Consider the following 11447-nt stretch of genomic DNA (forward strand, 5'->3'; position numbering starts at 1 on the left):
CCAGGATCAAACTCTCCATGAAGTGTTTGACTTGCTCGTTTTTGTGACCGAAGTCACGATTGACGAAGCTTGCGCTTCATTCGTTTTTGCATTCCATAGAATACGTTTTTTGCCTCATCGTTCAGTTTTCAAAGTTCGTCGTGTCGTTTTCAGCGACTTTAATAAGATATCACGGAATAACTTAAGCGTCAATCTCTTTTTGAAATCTTTTTTCTTTCTCGTCACCGTCCAGTGCGTGTTGCCCTGTCGACATGTATTAATATACTATCTCGGTATAATACCGTCAATAGTTTTTCTAAAAAAACTTTTAAAATCTTTTCCCTTCTATATATAGCCAAAACAACATACAGAAAAAAATAAAGCCGATCGTCATACGACCGGCTCATACGTTACGAGTTCGACCCCTGCTCCTTTAGTTGTTTGATACGAAATCCTGATTAGACCTTTTCGCATGAAGAAATCAATCAGACTACTTAAATCCACTTTGACTTCTTGTAGTCGCTCTTCTTCCATCAATTCATACATCGTCCAAGGACTTGTCCGCTCACGCATGATTTCAAATAAATAGCGTCCTCCCGATAAGACCTTCGACTGCAGAAGATGCTCAAGTCCGATCAAGGCGAGGTGAATACGTTGATCTAATGTCTCTTCACTCATCAATAATTGTTCATATAGTTTATAGACATCCGGATCATCGAGTCGCGCTTGTTCCCAGACGACTGTCTCGGGATGTTTTCCTTTTTCAAGGACCGATAATCGCGCGAGATGATGTAATGCATGATGGACGTGTGTATAGGCATCATAATGATGTCCGCGACTGAACAAGTTCCTACCGTCTTGGAAACGACGCAAAAGTTTAGCGAATGAGATCGTCATCTGTAGACATCTTTCCTCATCAGGAAAGTTTAAGAGTTGCCGTTTTAAGTCAACTAAATAATCGTTCCGTTCGAAAACGATCGTTCCTTCTGCAATCCAGTGAATCGCACGTCGATTGGCATTTAACAAAATCCAGCGTGATAAGACATCTTCATGTACGAGGTGTAATGACACCTTTAGTGTATTCAGTCGATAATGTTTGATCGTCCACTCGACTTCTGGGTCTCTCGTGATGACGACAAGAAGTGTATCAAATTGATCCGTCAAGGAATCCCGTGGTTGCCGTTTCTCAACAGCAATGATCCCTTGTGTTTCACGATAAGCCGCGTATTCCGAATAAATCGTTCGTGTTGCTTGTTCCATGTACTTCTCACCCTTCTATACGAACTCGTCGTTACCATTTTCGACAAAAAAACAAGCTTTCCTCCTTCAGACAGTTGCACTTCTTATGCTAGACTGACAACAGGGGGAATTCACTTGAAAAAACAACGTAAAAATAAAATAAACCGCGCGCGAAACCTTGCTATGTTTCTTGTGTTCGGTGGGATGCTCGTCATGTATGGCGGTCTATTACTCAAACAATTTGAAATCATCATGGTCTTACTCATGCTTCTCGGTTTCGTCATGGTTCTTGCCAGTACGGCACTCTATTTCTTGATTGGTCTGACATCAACGAAGGCAGCTGTCGTCACTTGTCCGAATTGCGGAAAAGAAACAAAGGTCCTTGGTCGCGTCGACTTATGTATGCATTGCGATGAACCACTGACGATGGATCCATCTCTTGAAGGTAAAGAATTCGATGAAAAATATAATAAACACAATAAACGAGCTCCCCGCTAAGGCAGCTCGTTTTTTTATTGGACATTCGATTGACAGTCCGGGCAAGTTCCGTACACTTCTAATCGGTGACGATCGACTTTAAAGCCTGTTAAGTGCGCCGCAACCGTTTCGACATCATCGAGCACAGGATAGTTGAAGTCAACGATCTTTCCGCAATTTTCACAGATCATGTGGTAATGACGTGTCGTAACGAAGTCGAAGCGACTTGAAGCGTCTCCGTAATTCATTTCCTCAACGATTCCCTTTTCTCGAAACACGCGTAAGTTATTATATACAGTCGCCACACTCATGTTTGGAAAACGATGTTCGAGTGCACGATAAATCTCATCCGCTGTCGGATGCGTGTGTCCCGTCGTTAAATATTCCAAAATCGCGTGACGTTGTGGTGTCATTCGAACGCCTGATTCCCGAAGTGACTTCACGGCGTCATCCAGCATTTCGTTAGCCACGTCCATCCCCTCATTTCTATCTTTCATTGATTATCAGATTGTAATCTTTATAATTAGTCTACCTACAAATAGGCATTCCGTCAACGGCTCTGCACCGGATTTGACGTCCATGATACAATCATATCGTGATATCTTTCACGAATCATCGATTGGAGGAATCCTCATGTCTACCCACACTACACGTCCTACTTCAGAGGCGTTATATGAAATCGCACAAGAGTGTATCGTTGGTGGCGTCAACAGCCCATCCCGTTCATTCAAAGCCGTCGGCGGCGGCGCACCTGTCTATATGGAACGCGGAGAAGGTGCTTACTTTTACGATGTCGATGGCAATCGCTATATCGATTACTTAGCAGCCTATGGTCCGATCATCACGGGACACGGTCACCCTCACATTACGGAAGCGATCACCCATGCTGCCCAAAACGGTCTTCTTTACGGCACACCACACCGTCTAGAAATCGACTTTGCACATAAACTACAAAAAGCGATCCCATCGCTTGAAAAAGTACGCTTTACGAACTCGGGAACCGAAGCTGTCATGACGACGATTCGTGTCGCACGTGCGTATACGGGTCGTGAGCTCGTCGTGAAGTTCAGTGGGTGTTACCACGGTCACTCGGATTTGATGCTGATTGCAGCAGGAAGCGGACCAGCGACACTTGGTTCCCCAGATTCAGCCGGCGTCACGAAAGCGACGGCAAAAGAAGTCATTACGACACCGTTCAATGATATCGAATCGTATCGTCAAATCATGGAACAATGGGGCGATCAGGTCGCTTGTGTACTCGTTGAACCGATCGTCGGAAACTTCGGTATCGTCGAACCGCAACCTGGATTCCTTGCTGCAGTCAACGAAATCACGCATGCTCACGGCGCACTCGTCATCTATGATGAAGTCATCACAGCCTTCCGTTTCACGTACGGCAGTGCACAAGAGTTACTCGATATCCGCCCCGATATGACGGCACTCGGCAAAATCATCGGTGGTGGATTACCAATCGGTGCTTATGGCGGTCGTAAAGAAATCATGGAACACGTCGCACCACTCGGTCCGGCTTATCAAGCAGGAACGATGGCTGGTAACCCAGCATCCATGGCTGCCGGTATCGCTTGTCTTGAATTACTTGAGCAGCCTGGTGTCTATGAACAACTCGATCACCTTGGCGCCTTACTCGAACAAGGTGTGCTAGAAGCAGCAAAACGTCATGACGTCACGATTACGATCAACCGTCTAAAAGGTGCCATGACGGTCTACTTCACGGATGAAACAGTCATCGATTACGATGGTGCAGAACGTGCAGATAGCGAGATGTTCGGACGTTTCTTCAAATTGATGCTAGAAGAAGGCGTCAACCTTGCCCCTTCGAAATACGAAGCGTGGTTCTTGACGACGGAACATACGGAAGCCGACATCACAGAGACGATCGCAGCAGTCGATCGTGCCTTTGCTCGACTCTAAGTCTTCCTCCTAAAAAAGCAGCGACCCTCACGAGGATCGCTGCTTTTGTGTTATTCGACGAGTTCCAGATTTTGAATGGCATATAGTTCGAAATACGCACCCCGTTTTTGCATGAGGACTTCGTGTGTACCGATTTCCGTAATTTGACCATTTTCGATGACGACGATCTTATCGGCATCGGTAATCGTTGATAAACGGTGCGCGACAGTAAACGTCGTCCGTCCTTTCGCGAGACGCGCTAACGAATCTTGAATCATCGCTTCGCTCTCTAAATCGAGCGCACTCGTCGCCTCATCCAAAATCAGAATCGGCGGGTTCTTCAAGAAGACCCGAGCGATGGCTAGACGTTGCTTTTGACCACCTGATAACTTAACGCCTCGTTCACCGACCGGCGTATGATAACCGTTTGGTAATCGTTCGATGAATTCGTGGGCATTCGCTGCTTTTGCCGCTGCGATGACTTCCTCATCCGTCGCCTCCGGATTCCCCATCTTAATGTTCATCTGAACCGACTCACTGAAGAGAATTGACTCCTGCATGACCATCCCGATCTGATCGCGAAGACCACGCAACTTCAAGTCACGAATATCAACGCCGTCAAGCGTGATCCGACCGGCAGACACATCATAGAAGCGTGGAATTAAACTGACGAGCGTCGATTTCCCACCACCTGACATCCCGACGAAAGCAATCCGTTCACCTGCCTGAACGTCAAGCGTTAAGCGATCAATTGCTAGCTCGCCGCCTTCTTCGTAAGCGAAACTGATGTTTTCGAACTGAACGTTTCCGCGGACATCTTTTGGATCGCGTGCATTCGGTTTTTCCGTGATGTCATACGGCTCATCTAAAAACTCAAACATCCGGTCCATCGAAGCGATCGACTGCGTCAACGTCGTTGAGGAGTTGACGAGACGACCGAGCGGCGCATACAGGCGATCGATGTAACCAATGAACGCAACCATCGTCCCGAGCGTCACTTGATCGTTCAAGACGAAGAACGCCGCTGTCCCGAAAATGAGGATCGGTGCGAAGTCCGTAATCGTCGAGACGACGACGTACGTCCGCGCATTCCAGTTCGTTTGACGCAGCGCCGCTTTTAAGAACCCATCATTTTGATGTTTGAACGCTTTGTTCTCGTGCGGTTCGAGTGCAAAACTACGAATGACTGCCATGCCGTTGACCCGTTCCGTCAAATGACCTTGTAGTTCCGCAAGTGCTGCCGAACGTTCCCGTGTCAATCCGCGTAAGCGACCGTAAAAGAACTTAACGGCGAGGGCGTAGAATGGTAATGGAATAATGGCGACGAGCGTCAACTTCGGATCAATCGTCCACATGATAGCGATCGCGATGAAAATCGTGATCATATCAAGCCATAGGTTCATTAATCCCGTGACGACGAAGTCTTTCGTCTGCTCGACATCATTGATGATTCGCGAGATGACTTCTCCGGTTTTCGTATTCGAATAAAAACGAAGCGATAATTTCTGAACATGATCAAACAATCGATTCCGTACGTCAAATAAAATCTTCGACGCGGACCATTGCGCGAGGTATTGACGGACGTATTCGAGCGGTGGCTTGACGATCAAGAAGATGAAGACACCCGCTCCAATCAAATACGCCAATTGTTTACTTTTTTCCGCCATCGGCATCGTGTTTCCAGTTAGGATATTGTCGATGATGTACTTATACAACAACGGAAGTCCAAGTGGGATCGAGAACTTGATGATCCCAACGAAAACCGTCAGGAGAATCTGTTTTTGATACGGCTTGACGAACGCCATATAGCGGCGGATCGAACCTTGTTTCTTACGTTTTGCTTGTGTTGCCACGTGTTTCACTTCCTTCAATTAAAAAAAGACGATGGCGAACCATCATCTCCGATATCTTGTTTCATATTCACGATACCACATATCCACGAAAGCCGGGTTAAATGGACCCTTCCGACTGCGGATCCATTGAATCAGGATTTGGACATTGTCTTTCAAAATACGATCGATTGCCTTCGGATAGTTCATCTCGCGGCGATGCTTCTCATACTCGTCCTCATCGAGGATCATGTAGGACATGTCCGGATACACTTTGATATCTAAATCGTAATCAATGTACTTGACTGCTCGATCTTTCTCATCGAACGTAGAAGGTGATCCAAGATTGCAGTAATAGTAAATGCCATCCTCCCGAATCATACAAATGACATTGAACCAGAGTTCTGTTGAAAAGTAACAGATTGCAGGCTCTCGCGTTCGCCACTGACGACCATCCGATTCACTGACCATGATGCGGTCATTGAACCCAATCAATTCTTCTTCCGTCGATTTCAGCACGAGCGTTTCTTCCCAAACTCTGTGTAAGCTCCCGTTATGTTTGAAACTTTGAATCTCAATCTTGCTACTTTCTTTTGGGAATCGACTCATGTGCTACTCCTTTCTAAAGCGTTTTTCTTCCATTCTGTTATACTCTCGTGCTTATTATACCCATTTTCAGAACGCATGAAAAACGAAAGGGTATTTTTTCAGAAAAATGACGGAATTCAGGCTTGAAAGTGATTCAAAATCGCATTTTTTCGTTGTTTGAACATCGGTTTCAAGATGAATGCTTCAATGACGAAGGCTGGCAAGAACGATGCGTACGTCACTTCATCCACGAAATAGACGCCAGATTCACGTTCTTCGACTCGGTGCACGTGGCACCATGCCCGGAATGGATACGGAACTTTTGTACCGACATCGACGAAGACATATTCTTCTACGAAAGGAATCCAAGACGTCCACGAGACAAATAGTGGAGGAACACCAACGCGCAGACGAATCGTATTTCCTGCTCGCGTCCGTGTATCACCCGACGTCTTCACTTGCGGAAATACCGTCAATCGACTTAAGGCCTTGGCGTCACTTAAAAAATCCCACGCTTGCTCCTTTGATGTATCGACACGTGTCTCAAAACGAAAAGTATGCATTAGATCTCCCCCTTTAATAGTCGATCAATCTTCATTTGCGCGACAGATACCGGATGCGTCGCATACGTTTCCTGATCAACCAGTATTGTCTGGTCCGGCTGTTCCGTCACGCGATAGACGGCAATTTCCCAAATCCGGTGTGAGAAGATATGTCGGACGTGACCGACAAGCGTCCCATTACGATCTTCTTCTGCTTCTCGAAGTGGGTATTGCCACATACCTGCGAGCAAACCCGTTTCTGCTCGTTGTTCAATTGCGATTTTTCCGTTCGTTTCATAGACGAGAGCATCATACGGAATAATTTGCGTCTTCCCTTTCTTCGTCTTCACAGGTAGTTCTTCCTGTGCATTTCGATCATATGCGAAACAAACGTCTTGAACAGGACAGAGTCCACACATCGGAGACTTTGGCGTACAGACCATCGCACCGAGTTCCATCAAGCCTTGATTGAAACTTGACGGATCAGCCGGATCAATCAATTGATGAACTGCTGCTTCAAACAATTTCCGCGTCTTCGGCGCAGCGATGTCTTCATAAATCCCAAGTACACGCGAGAGGACGCGCATCACGTTTCCGTCTACTGCCGGTTCTGCTTGCCCATAAGCAATCGATAGAACCGCTCCTGTCGTATACGGACCAACGCCCTTCAGCTGACTGAACAATTCCTTTTCGTCCGGAACGATTCCATCATATTTTTCAACAACTTCCTGAACCGCGATTTGAAGATTCTTGACACGGGAATAGTACCCTAAGCCCTCCCAGTGCTTGAGCACTTCACTTTGATCCGCTTGCGCTAAATCATGTGGTGTCGGAAAACGTTTCGTGAAGCGCTCATAATACGGAATGACCGTATCGACGCGCGTTTGTTGGAGCATGGTTTCACTAATCCAGATATGATATGGGTTTTTGGTTCTTCGCCATGGGAGATCTCGCTGTTCACGAAGGAACCAGGCAATCAGTTCTGTGGTAAATTGTGTTTTATTAAAGTTTGTGAAATATTCTTGAACGACAGTCAAAAGGTTACCTCTTTTCTCTTGAATACGATATATTTATTAAAAATTACTCGGCAGAACCACGATGGATCAACCATCATGATTTTATAGAAGGAGCGAATTGGCATTGGATACTGGTACGCATATCGGCATGGGACTTTGTCTCGCCGCCATCTCGACGCTACACCCTGACGTCGCAGCGAGCACGACGATGTTTGCTGCCGTGACGACGACGGCGCTCGTCGGCTCACATGCACCGGACTTCGACACTGTCTTCAAGTTCAAAGGAAACAGCGCCTACTTGCGCCAACACCGCGGAAAATCGCACGGGTTGATTGCTTTGCTCGCCTGGCCATTATTACTTTCAATCGTCATCGGTACATTGTTTGGTGTACCTCCGACTTCATTATGGCTGATGGCGCAGATCGCTGTCGCCCTCCATGTCTTCGTCGATCTGTTTAACGCTTATGGAACACAAGCTTTACATCCGTTCAAACAATCCTGGATTGGTTGGGGCGTCATCAACACATTTGATCCGTATCTGTTCGCGATGTATTATGCCGCGTTCGGGATTTGGCTACTAACGAGAGCGACGATCGTCATCTTCCCGATTTTGATTGCCATCGTCATCATCTATTACGCTGTGCAGTTTAAGTTACGAAACGATGCACTCGCGACCGCAGCACGCTATTATCGTGGTGCGCATAAACTGTTCATCTCACCTGGCATGAAATGGGATGAGTGGCATGTCGCGGCACGGTTACGCGATGAGTATTCCGTCGTTAAGATCAATAGTGGAACGGTCGTCGAATGTGGAAACTTCCGCATCAAGGACGAACCACACGGTGACGCCTTGTACGAAATCGTCAAACAAAACGCTGACTTGCAAGCGTTTCTTGAGTTTTCGAAGATTCATACGTATACGGTCTCACGAAAGGACGGTATTGTCGAATACCGCTTTACGAACTTACGTTACTTCACGAAGGAAGTCTATCCATTCGTTGCCGTCGTCAGAATCGACGCTGCTACACAAGAAATCGTCAGCTCCTATACCGGCTGGGTCTTCAGCGAACGGACCTTGCAGAAAAAACTGTTCATCCCTGCATTATAAAGACAAAGCTCCGCGCAACGGAAATCCCGATGTGCGGAGCTTTTTTCATTCGACGTTTCGACCTGTCATCAAATGCTTGAATTTTTCGTTCGTCGTATTAAACCGGTGTAACATTGCCCCGTGCTGTTTAATCTGTTGTTCGACGAAATGAACTGCGACGGCTTCACCTTGATATTTCTCACCTGCGCGCGCGAGTGTCGCTTCGAAATCTTCCCAAAGCACTTCCACCCACGTCAGTGCTTCTTCCGGTGTCAGTACTTCATTTACTTGCAATAATTCTTCAGCCAATTGCTGAAGGGCTTGTTCTCGATTCGTCATGTCTGTTCTCCCTCTCCTGTAAATAACGCGAGCGGAATCGCGACTTCCTGAGCGGTTCCTTCAAAATGTCCCCAGCCCATGACCCCATTGACGAAATGTAACTCAAATCGTGCCTCTTCTCCTTCGATTCGGTAAAAGGCTCCCCGTTCGAATCGTGCTGGATCGATCAAATAACTTTTCGCAATGGCGATTTTTCGCGTCACGACTTCCACTTCACTCACATTCCCATGTTGCTCCGCTTTTCGTTTTTGTTCACTTAATTTCGTGATCAACATCTCAAGCTCGTATTTCGATAATTGACTCATCCGTGTCTCCATTACAAAAACTCCCCCTCTTCGTTTTTCAGTATAAACGAAAAGGAGGAGAAACTGGATGGATTAGCTTGATTTCAATTCAAGATTCCGTTTACTTTGTAACGCATACATTTTCGCATAAATACCGGATGCTGCGAGGAGCACATCATGGGATCCTCGCTCGACGATCCGACCATGATCGAGAACAAGAATCTCATCCGCATCCTTGATCGTCGACAAGCGGTGGGCGATGATGAACGTCGTCCGCCCTTTCGTCAACGTCAGCAAGGCATCCTGAATGACCGCTTCCGTTTCCGAGTCAACGCTCGCTGTCGCTTCGTCAAGAACTAGGATCGCAGGATCGAACGCTAACGCACGGGCAAAACTGATCAACTGTCGTTCACCCGCTGATAACGTGGCACCTTTTTCGATGACTGGTTCATCGAGTCCGTTCGGTAAACGATCAATGAACCGATCCGCGCCGACGGCTTCGATCGCTTGGCGAACACGTTCCTCGGAAATGTCAGGATTGCCAAGTGTGATGTTCGAGCGAATCGTTCCTGTGAAGAGGAACGGATCCTGTAGGACGATGCCCATATGCTCACGGACCGCTTGTTTCGGCAAACGCGTCACGTCCTGTCCGTCAATCAACAACTGTCCTTTTGACGGATCATAGAAACGCATCAGCAGGTTCATGATCGAACTTTTCCCACTACCCGTGTGTCCGACAAGAGCAATTGTCGCGCCAGGACGAGCATCGATTTGAATTTCACGTAACACGGGATTTCCCGCTTCATAACTAAATTCGACGTCCTTGAAGGACACCGCTCCTTTAAACCGAGCAACGCGACCTTGTTCGACCGGCTCTCCCTTTTCGTCGAGCAACTGGAACATCCGGTCCGCTGAAACGAGTGCTTGTTGTAGTGGTGACAGCTGATTCATGATTTGGGTGACGGGTTCGAATAAACGGGACACGTAATCGATATACGCATATAAGATCCCGAGCGATAAAAACGACCCATTCGTCAGACTTTTTCCGCCGACGACCCAAATCAACAAGGCGAGCGTCAAGTTTTTCAAAAAGTAGGATAAGTTATGGGACATCAGGGCATCGAGTCGTAACAACTTTGCCCGGGTCTGATAGTTCTCTTCGTTTTTTTGTTCGAATTCAGCAAGGACTTCCTTCTCGCGTGCATAAGCCTGAATGATCGGCATCGTCTGGATGTTCTCATTCAGTTGACCATTCATGTCGGCAACGAGGGAGCGGACCTTGAAGTTGTTCTTCGTCGCGAGTTTCTGGAACAGCTGAATCCAGAAATAGACGATCGGAATGATGATCAGCGAGACTAATCCTAAGCGATAATCGAGGAAGAACATCGCGACCAGAATCCCCGCCATCGTGATGATCCCCGAGAAGACCCGGGCGAGCACACCGAGATATAGATCGCGAATCGTTTCCGTATCATTCGTGACTCGACTGACGATCTTCCCGATCGGTGTCTGGTCGAAATAACGAACCGGTAACCGTTGCAGATGCGTAAAGACATCAAGACGCATCCGTTTAATGATTTTATGAGCAGATCGCTGGAGCAAGATTTGCTGAACCCAGTTCAAACCAGCTGCTACCAGCAGCAAAAGGACGTAGATCAAGGACAACCAGCCGATTGCTTTTAAGTCTTTTGAATAAAAATCATAGACCTGTCCTTGTGTCAGTTTTTGAATATTATCATACGTGTAGACGTCGTCTCCACGCGTGACCGTCATCGTATTTCCACTGATTTTCCGCTCTCCTCCACTGACGACTTGTTTCGGTACGAAAAAGTAGCCGTTGGTCGTTTGGACGATCGAGACGGATTGAACGATCTGACTTTTAGAGACGTCTTGTGCTTTGGCGAACTGACGACCGTCATACGTGACCGCACCGTCCGATTTAACTTCGACCCAGTCCTTCTCAATTGCCACGATATGTTCATCAATGATGACTTTGGCGATATACGGACCTGTCAATTCCGCTCCGACTGCCAGTACGAGTAAAAATAATCCTAAAAAGATCGCTTGTTTCTCATGCATCGCATAGCGGATCAACGAACGGAGCGTCGTCTTCCGACGTGCCGGATCGAGTTGGTATAATTCTAATTCATTCATGC

12 protein-coding genes are annotated in these 11447 nt (G+C 47.0%); 3 read left to right on the forward strand and 9 right to left on the reverse strand.

What is annotated here, in order from left to right:
- Positions 1-369: 369 nt before the first annotated feature.
- Entirely contained in the window at positions 370-1239 is an 870-nt protein-coding gene (locus KNQ06_RS14480; protein ID WP_035398755.1) for a nucleotidyltransferase-like protein, read from the reverse strand.
- Between the two features lie 114 nt (positions 1240-1353).
- Here KNQ06_RS14480 and KNQ06_RS14485 point away from each other — a divergent pair, with 114 nt between their 5' ends.
- Positions 1354-1716: a DUF2614 family zinc ribbon-containing protein gene (locus KNQ06_RS14485; protein ID WP_029340912.1), complete on the forward strand. Its 363-nt coding sequence runs from the start codon at positions 1354-1356 to the stop codon at positions 1714-1716.
- Positions 1717-1730: 14 nt separating this feature from the next.
- Here KNQ06_RS14485 and perR read toward each other — a convergent pair whose 3' ends face one another.
- Positions 1731-2153, reverse strand: coding sequence for a peroxide-responsive transcriptional repressor PerR (perR, locus tag KNQ06_RS14490; RefSeq protein ID WP_369792039.1), 423 nt, complete (start codon positions 2151-2153; stop codon positions 1731-1733).
- 175 nt (positions 2154-2328) lie between these two features.
- Between perR and KNQ06_RS14495 the strand changes: the two genes are divergently transcribed.
- On the forward strand, positions 2329-3627 hold the full coding sequence (locus KNQ06_RS14495; protein ID WP_023467313.1) for a glutamate-1-semialdehyde 2,1-aminomutase: 1299 nt from the start codon (positions 2329-2331) through the stop codon (positions 3625-3627).
- A gap of 50 nt (positions 3628-3677) precedes the next feature.
- On the opposite strand, the gene KNQ06_RS14500 is transcribed toward KNQ06_RS14495, so the two are convergent.
- The 4 genes from KNQ06_RS14500 to mutY form a co-directional block, all read right to left on the reverse strand.
- Positions 3678-5411: an ABC transporter ATP-binding protein gene (locus KNQ06_RS14500; protein ID WP_149428103.1), complete on the reverse strand. Its 1734-nt coding sequence runs from the start codon at positions 5409-5411 to the stop codon at positions 3678-3680.
- A 90-nt stretch (positions 5412-5501) separates the two neighbouring features.
- Complete coding sequence (ntdP, locus tag KNQ06_RS14505; protein WP_023467311.1) at positions 5502-6044, reverse strand: nucleoside tri-diphosphate phosphatase; 543 nt, start codon at positions 6042-6044, stop codon at positions 5502-5504.
- A 116-nt stretch (positions 6045-6160) separates the two neighbouring features.
- Complete coding sequence (locus KNQ06_RS14510) at positions 6161-6586, reverse strand: SRPBCC family protein (RefSeq protein ID WP_023467310.1); 426 nt, start codon at positions 6584-6586, stop codon at positions 6161-6163.
- On the reverse strand, positions 6586-7602 hold the full coding sequence (mutY, locus tag KNQ06_RS14515; RefSeq protein WP_215148651.1) for an A/G-specific adenine glycosylase: 1017 nt from the start codon (positions 7600-7602) through the stop codon (positions 6586-6588). The genes KNQ06_RS14510 and mutY overlap by 1 nt, the downstream gene beginning before the upstream one ends.
- Positions 7603-7705: 103 nt before the next feature.
- On the opposite strand from mutY, the gene KNQ06_RS14520 reads away from it, so the two are divergent.
- Positions 7706-8689 carry a metal-dependent hydrolase gene (locus KNQ06_RS14520; RefSeq protein WP_050677381.1) on the forward strand — a complete coding sequence of 328 codons (984 nt, stop codon included), beginning with the start codon at positions 7706-7708 and terminating at the stop codon, positions 8687-8689.
- A gap of 45 nt (positions 8690-8734) precedes the next feature.
- Here the strand turns inward: KNQ06_RS14520 and KNQ06_RS14525 are convergent, their stop codons facing one another.
- From KNQ06_RS14525 to KNQ06_RS14535, 3 genes are read right to left on the reverse strand one after another with little or no spacing between them, the layout of a single operon-like run.
- Positions 8735-9007 carry a YfhJ family protein gene (locus KNQ06_RS14525; RefSeq protein ID WP_023467307.1) on the reverse strand — a complete coding sequence of 91 codons (273 nt, stop codon included), beginning with the start codon at positions 9005-9007 and terminating at the stop codon, positions 8735-8737.
- Entirely contained in the window at positions 9004-9324 is a 321-nt protein-coding gene (locus KNQ06_RS14530; protein ID WP_023467306.1) for a DUF1811 family protein, read from the reverse strand. Before KNQ06_RS14530 ends, KNQ06_RS14525 begins: the two co-directional genes overlap by 4 nt.
- Before the next feature lie 60 nt (positions 9325-9384).
- The gene (locus KNQ06_RS14535; protein ID WP_215148654.1) at positions 9385-11445 is read right to left on the reverse strand and encodes an ABC transporter ATP-binding protein; all 2061 of its coding nucleotides are present in this window, start codon (positions 11443-11445) and stop codon (positions 9385-9387) included.
- Positions 11446-11447 lie beyond the last annotated feature (2 nt).

The organism is Exiguobacterium sp. s91, from assembly GCF_018618915.1.
Classification (GTDB): domain Bacteria; phylum Bacillota; class Bacilli; order Exiguobacteriales; family Exiguobacteriaceae; genus Exiguobacterium_A; species Exiguobacterium_A abrahamii.